This window comes from Microbispora sp. KK1-11 (assembly GCF_006874435.1).
Taxonomy (GTDB): Bacteria; Actinomycetota; Actinomycetes; order Streptosporangiales; family Streptosporangiaceae; genus Microbispora; species Microbispora catharanthi.
The window spans coordinates 93,114-108,086 of the sequence record NZ_VIRJ01000005.1 but is presented as its reverse complement, the minus strand read 5'-3'; the positions used below and the strand labels follow the sequence as shown (position 1 = coordinate 108,086).

Sequence of the window (14,973 nt, the reverse complement as noted above, 5' to 3'; positions counted from 1 at the left end):
AAGTATTTGCCTAAGCCTAACACTTCGCCTTGTCCGAACATTCAGCTGTCGCATTAACGGCTGGTAACCTCTTGACCCGAGAGGTGACAGTGAACGACAGCCCAGCCGAGCGCCGCGCCGCAACCGGCGCGGCGGCCGACCCCCGCCCGCAGGACGACCCCGCCACCCTCAGGGAGATCGGAGAGGACCCCGAGCGCGGGTGCCTCATCTCCCGCCTCGCGGAGCTGCAGCGCAGCATGGGCCGATTCTTCGCCCGCGACCGCTCGATGCCGCTGCTGGCCTCCACTCTCACCATGCAGCAGCTCAAGGTCGTCATGTTCCTGTCGTTCGCCGGCTCCACCTCCGGGCAGGAACTCGCCCGCCACCTCGGCGTCGGCCTGGCCACCGTCACCGGCATCGTCGACCGCGTGGTCGCCCAGGGCCTGGCCAGCCGTCACGAGGATCCCCACGACCGCCGCGTACGCCGCGTCCAGCTCACCGAGGCCGGCCGGCGGCTCACCAGCGAGATCATCGAAGCCGGCACCGGCGGCTACATCCGCCTCCTGCGGCGCCTCGACACCGAGACGCTGCGCACCATGGAGACGGTGATGCGCAGGATCGAGGACGTGATGCGCGAGATGCACGCCGAAGACGCCGATACCGCCTGACCCGGCCGCCGGGCCCGCCCCGGCCTGCTGCTACCTTCCGGCGATATGCCGATCTACACCGAGGAACTCTTCTCCCTCACCGGCCGCGTCGCCCTGGTCACCGGAGGCAGCTCCGGCATCGGATACGCCGTCGCCGAGGCCCTCGGACGCGCCGGGGCGGCCGTGGTCCTGGTCGCCCGGCGGCGCAAGGAACTGGCCGAGGCCGTCGGCAGACTCGAAGGCCACGGCGTGCGCGCGGCCGCGATCAGCGCCGACCTCGGCGAGCGCGCCGACGTCGCCCGCGTGTGCGAGGAGGCGGAGGACTTCTTCGGCGAGATCGACATCCTCGTCAACGACGCCGCCAACAACATCCGAAGGCCCATGGCCGAGCTGACCGTCGACGACTACGACCAGACCATCGCCGTCAACCTCACGGCGCCGTTCCTGCTCGGGCAGCACTTCGGTCCCCGCATGGCCGCCCGGGGCCGGGGGCGGATCATCAACATCGGCTCCCAGCAGTCGATCAGCGCCTTCGGCGACAGCGGCGTCTACGGCGCGGCCAAGGCCGCCGTCTGCGGCCTGACCCGCTCCCAGGCCGAGGCGTGGTCGGCGCACGGGGTCACCAGCAACACGATCATCCCCGGCTTCGTCCTGACCCCGCTGACCGCGCCCGCCCAGGCCGTCCCCGGGCGGGTGGAGCAACTGGCCGCCCGGTCCATGACCGGGCGCAACGGCGTTCCCGACGACTTCCGCGGCGTGGCCGTCTTCCTCGCCTCCGACGCCTCGTCGTACGTCACCGGTCAGGCCATCTGCGTCGACGGCGGCTTCAGCGTGCACTAGCGGCGACGGCGCCGCTCGTCCGCGACCCCAGCGGCATCACCCCGACAGCGCACTCGAGCGTGTCCAGCCGATCCAGCAGTCGCACCTCTCCGGTCTGCCTGCGGGTTTCCGGCGCCGTGGACGATAGCTGATCGCTACTTGGCCCCGCGCCGCAGCTACGGAGTTCCAGGCCCGGGTATGAGGGTCACATCCCGGCGGAACAGGACGAGCGACAGCGAACGCCGGGTCAGGAACAGGAAGGCGCATACCGAGATGTCCCGCTCCCGCGCGCGCGACCCGCGCGACACCAAGGCCCCCGCGATGGGCCTGTCGATCCGGCGGCTGGCCGTGGCCGCGATCGTGATCGTGGCGGGGGTCGTGGTCGCGCAGCCCGCGATCGCCCGCGTCGCCCCGCATCACCCGCGTGAGCGGCTCACCGCTCTCCGCAGCCCCGGCCCGGGCGGAGGCGGCGGCCAGATGATCAGAAGAGGGCGCGCGGGCGGCGGTCAGGTGATCAAAGGGGGGCGCGCGGGCGCTGGCCAGGGGCAGTCCGGCGCGGGCCGTTTCAACCAGAACCTGACCGGCGTCATCAGTCCCACCTTCGTCCGGGGAAAGGCGCAGCAGGCCATCACCGACCAAGGCGCGTTCGAGGTGCAGTCCGCCTTCTGCGGATCCCAGCCGGACGCCTGCTGGCTCGGGCAGAACATGCCGGTCCGCCACGGGTCGTGACGCCGCGGCGACCATGACGGCCCTCCGCTTCCGCCGGCCCGAGGAACCCCGCTGATCCTGCGTTGTGAGATCGAACGGGATCCGGCGTCAACCCCGCCCTGCCGCACCGGCCGGGCCCGACCCGCTGACCTGCATAGACCCGTGAACGCCGGATCTCGTTCCGAATCACCCCGACCCCCGGTCACTCGGCCACCGTGAAGTAGGCGGCCGGATCAAGGGAGTTGAGCGCGATCCAGCGCTGCGCCGTCGCTTCGGCGGGCGCTTGGCCGCCGCCCGCCGAAGCGCGGAAGAAGCCCTGCACGTCGAGAGCGATGCGGGGATCGTCGTCGATGCGCCGCGCCATGTCGTAGTAGACGGCAAGCTCATGGACGCACCGCGGGGTGGCGGCCGGGCAGGAGCAGTCGACGCTGTCGAGGACCGGCGCGAGCGGATGGCCCGCGTCGGCGATCGCGCGGTACAGATCGTCGGTGAGCAGGGGCTGAATGCCGCTCAGCTGACGGGAGGTCTCGGCCGTCGCCCCCGCGGACATCGGCGCGACCTTGATCGTTACCACCGAGGTGCCGCGACCTCGGTGCACGACGGCGCGCACGGTCCGGCCGTCGAACGTGATCTGCACCTTCCCGTCGCGTGCCATGCGCCGCGCGCTCGGCAGCTGGGGATCGGGACGGGTCTGGCGCAACGACTCGGCGAACCGGACCCAGTCCTTGCCCCACTTCGTGTAACCGTAGTCGTGGTCGGCCATGGTCAGTTGACTCGCTTCCGGCGCAGGACCTCGATGAGACGGTCGTCGTCCAGGCGGGTCAGCTCGGCGACGCTCGACATGTCGGTGATGTCCGACAGCGCGGATTTGCGGTTGTGCATGGCCGCGATGTGCTCCTCGATGGTGGTTCCAGTGGTCAGGGTGGTGACGGTGACCGTGCGGGTCTGACCGATCCGGTGGACCCGGTCGGACGCTTGGGCCTCCACGGCCGGGTTCCACCACCGGTCGAAGTGGATGACGTCGGCCGCGCGCGTGAGCGTGAGCCCGGTGCCCCCGGCCTTCAGGCTGAGGACGAGCACCTTCGGACCGTCGTCGGACTGGAACCGGCGGACGATGTCGGCCCGTTGCTCCTGGTTCAGGCCGCCGTGGAAGAACGGCGTACTCACCGCGAACTGTTCGGCGAAGTGCCGGACCAGCAGCTCACCGGTCTGCCGGTACTGGGTGAAGACGAGGGTCGGAGAGTCGTTCTCCAAGTTGTTGGCCACGATGTCGGTGCACAGGTCGAGCTTTCCCGACCGGCCCGACAGCTCACCGATGTCGTCCGTGATCAGGCCCGGATGGTTGCAGACCTGCTTGAGCGAGGTCAGGACCGCGAGCACCTTGGTCTGCCGCTGAGCGCCACTGCCGAAGCCGTCGTCGATGACCTGCTCCAGCAGCCGGTCGTACAGCCTCTCCTGCTCCTCGGTGAGGTCGCAGATGAGATCGGTGTGGATCTTGGGCGGGAGCGACCCCGCGACCTGGGACTTCTTCCGCATCAGCACGATCGGCTCGATGGCCCCGCGCAGCCTGGCGGAAGCGGCCGGGGAGCCGTCCGCGATCTGCCGCACGAAACGGCGGCGGAACTGCGTCCGGTTCCCGAACAGGTGCGGTGCGACCAGATTGAGCAGGGCCCACAGCTCGTCGAGGTGATTCTCGACGGGCGTCCCGGTCAGGGCGATCCGCGCGTCGGCCGCGATGGTGCGCGCGGCCTTCGACACCTGCGTACGGGGGTTCTTCAGGTTCTGCGCCTCGTCGAAGACCGCGGTGCTCCACTGGATCCCCGCCAGGGCCGGGCTGTGCGTGCGCAGCGTGGGGTATCCGGTGAGCACCACCGTGCCGTTGTCCACCTCGGGCAGCGGCCCGCCGCGCCAGGTCGTCGCCTGCAGGCCGGGGGCGAACCGCGCGATCTCGTGTGCCCAGTTCCCCACCAACGACGTGGGACAGACCACCAGTTGCGGCCCCTTCCCGGCCCGTCCGGCGACACAGCCGATGGTCTGCAGGGTCTTGCCGAGTCCCATCTCGTCGGCCAGCACCGCGCCGCCGTGCGTCTCGATGGCCTCGCGCAGCCAGCTCACCCCGCGCACCTGATACGGGCGCAGCTTGGCGGTGAGCGCCGTGCGCATCTCGGCCCCCACCAAGGTGGTGCGGCGGAAGACGCCGCTCGCGTGTTCCGCCGTGGTGACGGCGACGCCCGTGGCGTCGGGGACCGCGTGCGCGGCGATAGGCAGAGCCGGCTCGCCGCCCGCGATCCACGACCGCCAGGCGTCCACCGACCGGCCGGGTGAGTCGAGGGGCACGGTCACGAGCCGGTCCGGCTCGATCAGCACGCAATCGACGTCGGACACCTTGAGGCCGCCGAGGTCCGGCGTCGGAACGACCAGGGGGATGGTCTGGACGTCGTCGACCGGCGGGGCCGCCCCCACGGCGCCGTCGGACCAGGTCCACAGAGCGAACATGTGCCGGTCGGGCAGGTACGTGGCCTGACTGTCCGACCGCGCCTCGGGGAGTTTCTGCATGGTTCCCATGGCGTCAGCGGGCCCCCACGCCGGCGCCCTCGCGGGGGGTCAGGTCTTCGACCCCAGACCGGGGGGCCGTCTCGTCCGCGGTCGGGCCGCCGTCCCGCGCGGGCTCCGGCGCGCCCCCGGCAGCCGCGGGCTTGCGGACCGCGCGCAGAGCGATCGGCTGCCCCGCGTCCCCCGCATACGCCGCCCACACCGAGGACGCGGCGAAGACCACCAGGCCCGCCGCGAGCACGACCCGGTGGCCGAAGCGGTCGCCCAGCGCACCCGCGGTGAACATCAAGGTGGCGAAGGCCAGCGTGTACGAGCCGGTGGCCCACTGCAGCTCGGCCGGGCTGGCGTTCAGCCCACGGACCGGGTCCGCGAGGGTCTCCAGGGTGGTACTCAGGACGGTGTTGTCCAGCCAGATCAGCAGTGAACACACCATGAGAACGGCAAGAATCAACTGCTGCCTGGCGTTCGGAAACGTGGATGTAGTCATGAATCCTTCGGATGCGGTCTGGAAAAGCCGACGAGCGGACCGTAGACAACCATCGAGCATATGTCAATTCCCGGGCGGCCGGTAACGGTCGGCGATTTTCCGGCGCCTCCGAGGGCATGCCGCCAAGTGTTCTGTCAACTCTTGAAGATGTGAGCGGGCCGGCGGTTTAGTGTGCTTCCGTAGGCATGCCGCCAAGCGCTCTGTCAATTTCTGATCCTGTTGTTTGACTTCGCGTGAATTCCGTGCCCCACCCCGTGTTCTGCCTCTGCTCCGCGCCCTGTCCCGCCCCGTGTGGTAGTGGCCACTGCGGCCGCTCCCCGGGCCCGTCCTGGGCGCCTGGAGCGGCAGAGCGCCCAAGACGGCCACCCCGTGCGAGCGGTCCTTTCGGTCTGCCGGTTCAGCATGCCGAACGTTCTTCCCCGCGAATTTTGAATGGGAGAGTTGGAATTCACCCGGATCGGCGGAACAGAATTCGCCGGGGTATGCACAGAGAGGCAGGAGGACGGAGCTGATCGCATTCCCGCTATGTGAGACCGAGAATGGAGATGGGGCATTCGAAGTGGTCGCGGGCCCAGCGGGTGGCGATCTCAATCGGTGAAAGGAATTGACCTTGCGAGTGGCTCGACTTCTTGAAGAAGGAGCTCTATGAACACTTCCCCAGGCGTTTTGAACCCCAATGAAGCACGGGGCCGGTTCGTTGAGTTCATCAGCTATACGTAGCGGCTCGCCGTAGCTGTAGGAGTTCCAGGCCGTCGGGGTGACCGAGGGGGCGGGATCGGTCAGGCTGCGGGACCGAGGTCGAGGTGACGGCCCATGTCGATGTCGATGTCGATGGGAAGTCTCCATACTCTGCCTGCACCTGCTGCAGTCCACGCTGGTGTTCATCAATACCCTGCTCGTCCAGTCCGTTCTGAAGGACCCCGCCTGGCAGCCCTGCCCGCAGCCGGTGTCGCGGTGTTCGCCTTTGGGCCGTCTTCAACACCTTGTTCATGGCCCCGCAGCAGGCACGCCTGGTGGAGGTGCTGCCCGAGCAGCGCGGCATCCTGCTGGCCCTGAACGCCTCGGCCCTGTACCTGGGCTTGAGCCCGGGCAGCCTGCTGGGCAGCCCTGCTGCCCGCCCTGGGCGGGCGCTGGCTCCCGGCCCTGGGGCTGCCGCCGACTTCGCCTCCATCGACCAGATCCGCGCCCTGGCCGACCGGGACCGGCTGGACGTACTGGTTCAACAACGCCGGGTTCGGCGTCGAGACGACCCCCCTGCGCAGCGCCGACGGCCTGGAGCTGACCTTCCAGGTCGACTACCTGGCCACCTACATGCTCAGTTGCCTGCTCACCCCGCTGCTGGTCCGCACCGCCGCCACGCGTTCGACCACGACGCACCCGGCCCCCGCCAGGATCGTCAACGTCAGCTCCGCCGGACAGTCACCCCTGGACTTCGACCACGTGCTGCTGGAGCGCCACTGGACGGTGTGCAGGCCTACTGCCAGGCCAAACTCCGCCCAGATCATGCTCACTTTCGACCACGCGGAACTGCTGCGCGGCCACGGCGTCACCGGCGTGCCCTTCCCCGCCACACCACTGCGGGCCGCCTGACCCTTCGATGCGGGCCTGGCGAGCGTGTCATGCCGGGCGTGTCAGCACGCCAGGCCCAGGCCGTGCAGGCCGAGGTGATGAAGGTGTGCGAGGCGGTCTTCGGCAAGCTGCTGGGCCCCGACGCCGACACCGTGTGGGCCAGGCAGGTCTACCTTGCGCTGCTGGGGGAGGCCGCGCACTCCGCGCTCCCGGGCTCCGGCCCCGGCGCGCTGGCCACGAAGGTGATCGACACCCTCATGCACGGCGTCTCGGGTCGTACCTGACAGTCCTGCCGGGCTGTCGGCGACACCGGTACCTCTGGTCGGGGCTACTCGCGTCCGGTGAACATGTCGATCAGGCGGTGAGGTGCGTCGTCGCCGAACATGATGCCGAGTTCGGCGCCGTCGTACATGGCCAGGTTGGCGCCTTCGCCGGACGGGGGCATGAAGTGGGCGTCGTCGCCGAGCAGGGTCACCCCCTACTCAGGGGTGATCGTGCGCGAACCGCACGGTGATGGACAGGCCGCCTTCGGGGCGTGCGCTGGTGGTGAGGGTGGCGTGGTGGGCTTGGGTGACGGCGGCGACGATGGCCAGGCCGAGGCCGTAGCCGTCGCGGCGGCCGTGACGTTCTGGCGCCAGTTTCTGGAAGGGGTGGAAGAGGCGCTGGATCTGGTCGCCGGGGACGACTGGCCCGCTGTTGGCGACCGTAAGGGCCGCCTGCGTGCCCGAGGTCTGCGTGATTACCTTCACGTGCCCGTCCGCGTGGTTGTGGCGGATGGCGTTGTCGATGAGGTTGGCGACGAGGCTTTCGATCAGTCTCGGGTCCCCGGTCGTCACCGCGGGCGTCAGGTGCTCGGCGACGTCGACACCTGCCTCCTTCGCGTGGTCGCGGCGGGAGGCGAGCACTCCTTCGACGACGTGGGCGAGGTCGAGGGTCTCCCAGCGGGTGACGCCGCGCTCGCTGGTGGCCAGGGCGAGCAGTGCGTGTACGAGCCGCTCCTGGTGCCCGCCCAGAGCGAGAGCCTCCTGACAGGCCGAGCGCAGGGTGTCGGCGTCGGCGTCGGGGTCGGCGAGGGTGACTTCAAGGAGGGTACGCAGGCCTGCGAGAGGAGTGCGCAGCTCGTGGGAGGCGTTGGCGACGAAGTGGCGCTGGGCGTCGAAGGAGGCTTCAAGGCGGGCGAACAGGTCGTCCAGGGTGTGGCCGAGTTCGGTCAGCTCGTCCGTGGGCTCGCCGAGGTCGAGGCGCCGGTGGAGGTTTCCGGCGGAGATCATCCTGGCGGTGGCGGTGATGGCGCGCAGCGGGTGCAGGAACCGGCCGGCGACGTACCAGCCGAGAGCCAGGGCGACGGGAATCAGAACGACCAGGGCGACGGCGGATCCCGCGAGGAGCTGGGGCAGGCTGATCCCGGGCCCGGTATCGGTGATCGCACTCGATGAGTGGTGGCCCCCGGGTCTGGCTGCCTGGACGCTGGCGAGCGGGAGGTCGACGAATACGAGCACCAAGGCCCCGGCCGCGTAGATGCCCGCCGCGTAGGCGAGCGCGAGCCGCTTCTGTAAGGACCTTCTGGCGAGTTGCGGGGAGGTCATGACGGTCCGATGCGGTAGCCGCCTTCGCGGATCGTCTCGATGACGGGCGGGTCGCCGAGCTTGGCCCGCAACCGGTGCATGGTGTGCTTGACGGCGCTGCTGAAGGGGTCGGCGGCCTCGTCCCAGACGCGCTCGAGCAGTTCTTCGGCGGAGATGACCAGGCCGGGCACGGCGAGCAGGCATTCGAGCAGGGCGAACTCCCGCGGGCTCAGCTCGAGGCGCCGGCCGGCCCGGAACGCGAGACGGCGGGCGGGATCGAGGGTGATGTCCCCGCACGCCAGGGTGGGCGGTAGCGGCGGGGTGGCGCGGCGAGCCAGGGCGCGGACGCGCGCGACCAGTTCGGCGAACGCGAAAGGCTTGGGCAGGTAGTCGTCGGCGCCGAGGCTGAGCCCGTCGACACGGTCTTCGATCGTGCCGGAGGCGGTGAGCATCAGTACGCGGGTCTGGCAGCGGCCGTGGGCGAGTCGCCGGCAGATCTCGTCCCCGTGGACGCCGGGCAGGTCGCGGTCGAGGATCACCACGTCGTAGCGGGTGACGGCCAGGCGGTCCAGGGCGGCGGTTCCGTCCAGGACGACGTCGACCGCCATGCCCTCGCGGCGCAGCCCGGTTCCGATGGAGCGGGCGAGGACCTCGAAGTCCTCGACGACGAGGACCCTCACCGCCGCTCACCGCCGGCCGTCGTGCGGGCGGGGCGGCCGGGTTCAGGTGCCATGTCCGCCACAATGTCAGATCCCCGGTCGCAGCCGGGTCGCAGCCGCTGCGACCGGGCTGAAACCGGGCGCCCCCTACAACCGTCGGCATGAATCCATTCACGCCTCATCGATCCGGCCGACCGGCCGGGCAGGACGGCTTCCGCCGAGTGCTGCACGCGGAGTGGACCAGGTTCCGCACCGCGCGCGGCCGGGTGCTCGCCGTGGCGGCCTCCGTGCTGGTCGCCGTGTCGCTCGGACTGCTGATCGCCGGCGGCGTACGCAGCACGTGCGTTACCGGGAAGGGCGAGGGCCCCTGCCCCGCGCCCCTGGTGGGACCCGACGGCACGGCGGTCAGGGACAGGTACTACTTCGTGCACCAGCCGCTCAAGGGGAACGGCAGCATCACCGCCCGTGTGTCGGACATGACCGGGCAGATCCGGCGGCCGGACGCCGTGCCCGGGGTGCGCAACATCGAGAAGGGGGTGGTGCCGTGGGCGAAGGCTGGACTCCTCGTCAGGCAGAGCCTCAAGCAGGGCACACCGTACGCCGCCGTCATGCTCACCGGGTATCACGGCGTGCGGATGCAGCACAACTACATCCACGACGTGGCCGGCGGTCCTCACAACGGCCCGCAGTGGCTTCGGCTGACCAGGTCGGGCGACACCGTCACCGGCGAGGAGTCGGACGACGGCAGGACGTGGACCGAGGTCGGCACGGTCACACTGACCGGGCTGCCGGAGACGGTCGAGATCGGGCTGTTCGCCACCTCGCCAGGCGTGTTGTGGGACATGGCGAAAGCCTTCTCCCAGGTCACCGCCACCTTCGACCGGATAACGCTGCAGGGCGCGAACGGTTCGTGGCGCCGCGACGACGTCGGCGTCGGCATGGAGTCCGACGGCAGGACCCCACACCACCCCGGCGGGGTAGTCGAGTCCGGCGACAAGCTCATCGTGACCGGGAACGGCGACATCGGGCCCGCCACGATGGAGGGCGGCATACGCGCCGACCTCCTGCTGATCGGCGGGGCCGTGGGGCTGATCCCGATGCTCGTGGTGGCGGTCACGTTCTTCACAACCGGACAACGGCGCGCTCTGACCAGGACCGGCCCGGCCGCGCCGCGTCCGGCGCGGCTGCTGGCGGCCAAGGCCATGGTGGTCGGCGCGGTCGCGGGCGCGGCGGGGCTGGTGACCTCGGGGGTCGTGGTCCCCGTCGGCCTGGCGATACTGCGTGCCGATCAGAACCCGGTCCAGCCGATCACCCCGGGTACCGAGCTCCGGGTGATCGTCGGCTTCGCGGCGCTGGCCGCGGCCGCCGCCGTGCTGGCTCTGGGCCTCGCCGCGCTGGTCAAGCGGGCCGTCCTCGCCGTCGGCATGGCCGTCGCGCTGGTCGTCGTGCCCTACCTGCTGGCGACCGCGGGCTGGGCGTCATGGCTGCTGACGATCACCCCTGCCGCCGGGTTCGCGATTACGCAGAGCGTCCCCACGTTCGCACATGTCGACGTCGGCCCGTCACTGCTCGGGGGCTACTACCCGCTTCCGCCCTGGGCGGGGCTGACCGTGACCTGCGGATACGCCGCCCTCGCCCTCGTGGCGGCGACAGCCGTACACGCCCGGCCGGCTCATCCGGAATCCGGGTGAGCCGCCCTGAGTTCCCGGCGCAGCCGGGCCGGGTCGAGTTCGTTCACGGCCGACTTCCCACGCGTAGGCCTTCTCCAGCGCCTCCTCCGCGCCGGCCGGGTCACCCGTCTCCAGGCGGAGCGAGGCCCGTACGCTGCCGATTACGACCGCCTGCTGACGCCCCTCGCCGAGGCGGGCACGGAGCTGATCCTCATCGAGCCGTTCCTCCTGCCGATCCGCGGCCTCGTCGAGGTCGGCGACGTGCACGTCGGTGTAGAGGAGCGGAAGGAGTGGCGCGCCGACCTGGACCCGAAAATCCAGGTCGTGCGCGAACTCGCCGGCACGTACGGCGTGCACCCGACACTGGCCGGGCACGCCGCACTCGCGGCCGCCTGGCTGCGCCTGGTCACGTGATCCCGGCCGCGCCCGCCCGCTGTGGCATTCTGGATGAAAGTTGCACGACCCGCCTAACTCTGCCGCAGCTCAGGGCCCCGACGGGGGGCTTCTGCTTGACCGCTCCATACGTCCTGATCACCATCACCGGGGCAAGATCCTCCAGAAAAGGGACGTAATGAGCACCCTGCGCATCGCCAGGCCGGCCATCGCACTCCTCACGGGCGCAGCGGTGGCCGCCCAGGTCCTCACCGGCGTACCCGCCGCCACCGCCGACACCGCGCCTGTCAACGTCACCGTCAACACCCGCGCGGGCCTGGCCGCCGCGTCCGACACGGCTGTGGGCGCCAACCATGCGATCTGGGACAGCAATCTCGGCACGAACGAGACCGCCGACCTTCTCAAGGCCGCCGGTGTGAAGATGCTGCGCTATCCGGGCGGGTCGTACGCCGACATCTACCACTGGAAGACCCACACGGCCCCGGGCGGCTACGTCGCCCCCGGCACCGACTTCGACACCTTCATGCACGCGGCGCAGCGCACCGGCGCACAGCCTCTGGTCATCGCCAACTACGGCACCGGCAGCGCCGAGGAGGCCGCCGGCTGGGTCGAGTACGCCAACGTCACCAAGAAGTACGGCGTGAAGTACTGGGAGATCGGCAACGAGAACTACGGCAACGGCCACTACGGGGCCGACTGGGAGGCCGACGACCACGCCGACAAGAGCCCCGCCGAGTACGCCAGGAACCTCGTGCAGTACGCGGACGCCATGAAGGCCGTCGACCCGACCATCAAGATCGGCGCGGTGCTGACCACCCCGGCCAACTGGCCCGACGGCATCGTCGCCGACGGCGACCAGGCCACCTGGAACGACACCGTCCTGTCGGTCGCCGCCTCGAAGATCGACTTCGTCATCCTGCACTGGTATCCCGCGCACAACGACGTGGCCGACGTCCTCACCAAGACCGCCCACATCCCCGACATGCTCTACCTGGTCCGCAAGCAGATCGCCAAGCACGCGGGCGCCCGCGCCGGCGACATCGGCATCGCGATGACCGAGATCAACAGCGGGATCGCGCCGAACACCCAGCCGGGCGCGCTGTTCGCCGCCGACGCCTACGCCGGCCTCATGGAGCAGGGCGTGTTCACCGTCGACTGGTGGAACGTCCACAACGGCATCGGCACCGTCAGCACCGTCGCCGGTCAGACCGACTACGGCGACTTCGGCATGCTGTCCAGCGGCGCTTGCTCGGGCGACACCTGCGAACCCCCGCTGAACACGCCCTTCGCTCCGTACCACGCGCTTTCCATGATCAGCGCGTTCGCACGCCCCGGCGACCGGTTCGTCCGCGCGGCCACCGACGAACCGCTGGTCGCCGCGCACGCCGCCCGCCGCCCCAACGGCGACCTCGCCGTCCTGCTGATCAACCGCGACCCGGACGGCGAACACCAGGTGAAGATCGACTACGACGGGTTCACCCCCGCCGGCGAAGCGCCCACGGTGCAGACCCTCACCAACGGCGCCACCTCGGTCAGCACCGGCCACGGCGGCACCGCCACCACCCAGACCCTCCCGCCGTACTCGCTGACCACGCTGGTGCTGCACCCCGCCACCGCCACCACGGGCGCTCCCGCCGCCCCCGGGCAGCCCACCGCGAGCGACGTCACCGACAAGACCGCCACCATCTCCTGGCCCGCCGCCGCCCCCAGCGCGAGCCCCATCGCCAAGTACGAGATCCACCGTCAGAACGGCGCCGTCACCGAACAGCTCGGCGAAACCTCCGGCACCTCCTTCACGGTCCGCAACCTCGTCCCCGGCACCCGTTACACGGTCAACGTCATCGCCCGCGACACCGCCGGCCGCGTCTCCTGGGCCTCCGCGCCGCTCACCTTCACCACCGGCACCCCCGGCAAGAGCTCCTGCGCGGTACGCCTGAAGGACACCAGCGACTGGGGCAGCGGGTTCGTCGCCACCGTGGACGTCACCAACACCGGCACGGCCGCCGTCGACGGCTGGACGCTCCACTTCACCTGGCCCACCGGGTGGCAGAGCGTCAGCAGCGGATGGAGCGCCAACTGGACGCAGAATGGGACCGCGGTGACCGTCACCAGCACCCCGGACAACGGTAAGCTCGCACCCGGCGCGAGCACCTCCATCGGCTTCGTCGGCGCCTACAGCGGCCCCAACGTGTTGCCGACCGCCTTCACCCTGAACGGCACCCTGTGCACCGCCCAATGAGCCACGCCCGATGGTCTCGAACTTGACTTAGAGCGCGCTCTAACTCCCAGACTGGTCCCCATGGACGAGGGCATGACCATCGCGCAGGTAGCGCAGCGTACCGGCCTCACCGCCCACACGCTGCGCTACTACGAACGCACCGGCCTCATGCTGGAGCCGCCGCCGCGCGGCGACAACGGCCACCGGCGCTACACCGAGCGGGACGCCGACTGGATCGGGCTGCTCACCCGCCTGCGGGCGAGCGGCATGCCCATCGCCGCGATGCGCCGATACGCCGAACTCGTCCGAAGGGGCCGGGACACCTACGTGGCCCGCAAGGAGCTGCTCGAGGCCCACCGGGCCGACGTGATCGCCAAGATCGAGCAGCTCCGCGGCGATCTCGAGATCGTCGACTACAAAATCGACCTCTACAGCCGCAGAATCATGGGAGAAGAATGAAGCAGCACACGCTCGGCCAGGGCCTTCGTACCTCGGCGCTCGGCCTGGGCTGCATGGGGATGAGCGACTTCTACGGTCCGGGCGACGAGTCCGAGTCGATCCGGACCCTTCACCGCGCGCTCGACCTGGGGATCACCCTCCTCGACACCTCCGACATGTATGGACCGTTCACCAACGAAAGGCTTGTCGGCAAGGCCGTCGCCGACCGGCGCGACCAGGTGGTGCTGGCGACCAAGTTCGGCATCGAGCGCCTGCCCGACGGCACCCGTGTGGGCGTCAACGGCCACCCCGACTACGTGCGCCGCTGCTGCGACGCCTCACTGCAACGGCTCGGGGTGGACCACATCGACCTGTACTACCAGCACCGTGTCGACCCCGGCGTCCCCGTCGAGGAGACCTGGGGCGCCATGAAGGAACTGGTCGAGGCCGGGAAGGTCCGCCACCTCGGCATCTCCGAGGCCGCGCCCGCCACCGTGCGCCGGGCTCACGCCGTCCACCCCGTCACCGCGGGACAGTACGAGTACTCCCTGTTCACCCGGGACATCGAGAACGAGCTGCTGCCCACGCTCCGGGAGCTCGGCGTCGGCCTGGTCGCCTACAGCCCCCTCGGCCGCGGCCTCCTGACCGGTGCGATCGCGAACACCGGGGAGCTGTCCGGTGACGACTTCCGTCACCACAACCCCCGCTGGCAGGGCGACAACTTCGCCGCGAACCAGGCCTTGGTGGCCAAGGTCGGCGAGATCGCCGCCGCGCTCGGCGCGACCCCGGCGCAGGTGGCCCTCGCCTGGGTGCTGACCAGAGGCGGGGACGACGTCGTGCCGATCCCCGGCACCAAGCGGGTCACCCGGCTGGAGGAGAACGCCGCCGCCCTCGAGATCAAGTTCGAGCCGGAGCACCTCGACGCGCTCGACTCCCTCGCCGGTCAGGTCGCAGGCGACCGGTACAACCCGGCCGGGATGAGCACCGTCAACCACTGAACGGGCCCGGGAGCCCGGCACGAACCTCGTGCCGGGCTCCGCCGCTTCGCGGCGGTCCGCCTGATCCTCGGAAAGCCGCCCTCACTGCACGGCTATCCGGCACCAGGTATGGGTGTTACGGCCTCCACTGCTCCGCCGGCGACACACCCGGCAGCGGCTTGCCGATGAGAGCCAGGGGGAGGAAGAAGCAGACCTGGCCGATGGCCATGATGAGCGTGGCGAGCGCCTTGTCGTCGTACCGACCGGCTGGCACAGCTCAACCTCACCCAT

At 70.2% G+C, this 14,973-nt stretch carries 17 protein-coding genes; 10 read left to right on the top strand and 7 right to left on the bottom strand.

Annotation, left to right across the window (positions count from 1 at the left end):
• The first annotated feature begins 89 nt into the window (after positions 1-89).
• From FLW16_RS09690 to FLW16_RS09680, 3 genes are all read left to right on the top strand, one after another.
• Positions 90-647: a MarR family winged helix-turn-helix transcriptional regulator gene (locus FLW16_RS09690; protein ID WP_260615117.1), complete on the top strand. Its 558-nt coding sequence runs from the start codon at positions 90-92 to the stop codon at positions 645-647.
• A 45-nt stretch (positions 648-692) separates the two neighbouring features.
• Positions 693-1,466, top strand: coding sequence for an SDR family NAD(P)-dependent oxidoreductase (locus FLW16_RS09685; RefSeq protein WP_142559657.1), 774 nt, complete (start codon positions 693-695; stop codon positions 1,464-1,466).
• A gap of 252 nt (positions 1,467-1,718) precedes the next feature.
• Positions 1,719-2,174, top strand: a complete 456-nt coding sequence (locus FLW16_RS09680) for a hypothetical protein (protein ID WP_142559656.1) — start codon at positions 1,719-1,721, stop codon at positions 2,172-2,174.
• 181 nt (positions 2,175-2,355) lie between these two features.
• Here the strand turns inward: FLW16_RS09680 and FLW16_RS09675 are convergent, their stop codons facing one another.
• The 3 genes from FLW16_RS09675 to FLW16_RS09665 are packed head-to-tail and all read right to left on the bottom strand — an operon-like array spanning position 2,356 to position 5,193.
• On the bottom strand, positions 2,356-2,916 hold the full coding sequence (locus FLW16_RS09675; protein WP_142559655.1) for a hypothetical protein: 561 nt from the start codon (positions 2,914-2,916) through the stop codon (positions 2,356-2,358).
• Between the two features lie 2 nt (positions 2,917-2,918).
• Complete coding sequence (locus FLW16_RS09670) at positions 2,919-4,718, bottom strand: DEAD/DEAH box helicase (RefSeq protein ID WP_260615116.1); 1,800 nt, start codon at positions 4,716-4,718, stop codon at positions 2,919-2,921.
• 4 nt (positions 4,719-4,722) lie between these two features.
• Entirely contained in the window at positions 4,723-5,193 is a 471-nt protein-coding gene (locus FLW16_RS09665; RefSeq protein WP_221890977.1) for an MFS transporter, read from the bottom strand.
• A 1,311-nt stretch (positions 5,194-6,504) separates the two neighbouring features.
• Between FLW16_RS09665 and FLW16_RS44420 the strand changes: the two genes are divergently transcribed.
• Both FLW16_RS44420 and FLW16_RS09655 read left to right on the top strand, forming a co-directional pair.
• Positions 6,505-6,783: a hypothetical protein gene (locus FLW16_RS44420; protein ID WP_221890976.1), complete on the top strand. Its 279-nt coding sequence runs from the start codon at positions 6,505-6,507 to the stop codon at positions 6,781-6,783.
• A gap of 38 nt (positions 6,784-6,821) precedes the next feature.
• Positions 6,822-7,046 (top strand): hypothetical protein, encoded by a 225-nt coding sequence (locus FLW16_RS09655; protein WP_142559654.1) that lies wholly within the window; start codon positions 6,822-6,824, stop codon positions 7,044-7,046.
• A 44-nt stretch (positions 7,047-7,090) separates the two neighbouring features.
• On the opposite strand, the gene FLW16_RS09650 is transcribed toward FLW16_RS09655, so the two are convergent.
• The 3 genes from FLW16_RS09650 to FLW16_RS09640 are packed head-to-tail and all read right to left on the bottom strand — an operon-like array spanning position 7,091 to position 9,007.
• Entirely contained in the window at positions 7,091-7,237 is a 147-nt protein-coding gene (locus FLW16_RS09650) for a hypothetical protein (protein ID WP_221890975.1), read from the bottom strand.
• 7 nt (positions 7,238-7,244) lie between these two features.
• Complete coding sequence (locus tag FLW16_RS09645; protein ID WP_142559653.1) at positions 7,245-8,348, bottom strand: HAMP domain-containing sensor histidine kinase; 1,104 nt, start codon at positions 8,346-8,348, stop codon at positions 7,245-7,247.
• A complete protein-coding gene (locus tag FLW16_RS09640; RefSeq protein WP_142559652.1) occupies positions 8,345-9,007 on the bottom strand; it encodes a response regulator transcription factor in 663 nt (220 codons plus the stop codon). Before FLW16_RS09640 ends, FLW16_RS09645 begins: the two co-directional genes overlap by 4 nt.
• A 140-nt stretch (positions 9,008-9,147) precedes the next feature.
• On the opposite strand from FLW16_RS09640, the gene FLW16_RS09635 reads away from it, so the two are divergent.
• From FLW16_RS09635 to FLW16_RS09615, 5 genes are all read left to right on the top strand, one after another.
• Positions 9,148-10,677, top strand: a complete 1,530-nt coding sequence (locus FLW16_RS09635) for a DUF1349 domain-containing protein (RefSeq protein ID WP_142559651.1) — start codon at positions 9,148-9,150, stop codon at positions 10,675-10,677.
• Positions 10,678-10,917: 240 nt separating this feature from the next.
• On the top strand, positions 10,918-11,070 hold the full coding sequence (locus FLW16_RS44415; protein ID WP_221890974.1) for a hypothetical protein: 153 nt from the start codon (positions 10,918-10,920) through the stop codon (positions 11,068-11,070).
• Positions 11,071-11,227: 157 nt separating this feature from the next.
• Positions 11,228-13,288 (top strand): cellulose binding domain-containing protein, encoded by a 2,061-nt coding sequence (locus FLW16_RS09625; RefSeq protein WP_142559650.1) that lies wholly within the window; start codon positions 11,228-11,230, stop codon positions 13,286-13,288.
• 60 nt (positions 13,289-13,348) lie between these two features.
• Entirely contained in the window at positions 13,349-13,726 is a 378-nt protein-coding gene (locus FLW16_RS09620; protein ID WP_142559649.1) for a MerR family transcriptional regulator, read from the top strand.
• Entirely contained in the window at positions 13,723-14,703 is a 981-nt protein-coding gene (locus tag FLW16_RS09615; RefSeq protein WP_142559648.1) for an aldo/keto reductase, read from the top strand. Before FLW16_RS09620 ends, FLW16_RS09615 begins: the two co-directional genes overlap by 4 nt.
• A 115-nt stretch (positions 14,704-14,818) precedes the next feature.
• On the opposite strand, the gene FLW16_RS09610 is transcribed toward FLW16_RS09615, so the two are convergent.
• Positions 14,819-14,956: a hypothetical protein gene (locus FLW16_RS09610; RefSeq protein WP_221890973.1), complete on the bottom strand. Its 138-nt coding sequence runs from the start codon at positions 14,954-14,956 to the stop codon at positions 14,819-14,821.
• Between the last annotated feature and the right edge of the window lie 17 nt (positions 14,957-14,973).

Coding starts and splice junctions, on each gene's coding strand:
- FLW16_RS09685 (WP_142559657.1), top strand. CDS start 693: ATGCCGATCTACACCGAGGAACTCTTCTCCCTCACCGGCCGCGTCGCC.
- FLW16_RS09680 (WP_142559656.1), top strand. CDS start 1,719: ATGTCCCGCTCCCGCGCGCGCGACCCGCGCGACACCAAGGCCCCCGCG.
- FLW16_RS09675 (WP_142559655.1), bottom strand. CDS start 2,916: ATGGCCGACCACGACTACGGTTACACGAAGTGGGGCAAGGACTGGGTC.
- FLW16_RS09670 (WP_260615116.1), bottom strand. CDS start 4,718: ATGGGAACCATGCAGAAACTCCCCGAGGCGCGGTCGGACAGTCAGGCC.
- FLW16_RS09665 (WP_221890977.1), bottom strand. CDS start 5,193: ATGACTACATCCACGTTTCCGAACGCCAGGCAGCAGTTGATTCTTGCC.
- FLW16_RS44420 (WP_221890976.1), top strand. CDS start 6,505: ATGCTCAGTTGCCTGCTCACCCCGCTGCTGGTCCGCACCGCCGCCACG.
- FLW16_RS09645 (WP_142559653.1), bottom strand. CDS start 8,348: ATGACCTCCCCGCAACTCGCCAGAAGGTCCTTACAGAAGCGGCTCGCG.
- FLW16_RS09635 (WP_142559651.1), top strand. CDS start 9,148: ATGAATCCATTCACGCCTCATCGATCCGGCCGACCGGCCGGGCAGGAC.
- FLW16_RS09625 (WP_142559650.1), top strand. CDS start 11,228: ATGAGCACCCTGCGCATCGCCAGGCCGGCCATCGCACTCCTCACGGGC.
- FLW16_RS09620 (WP_142559649.1), top strand. CDS start 13,349: ATGGACGAGGGCATGACCATCGCGCAGGTAGCGCAGCGTACCGGCCTC.
- FLW16_RS09615 (WP_142559648.1), top strand. CDS start 13,723: ATGAAGCAGCACACGCTCGGCCAGGGCCTTCGTACCTCGGCGCTCGGC.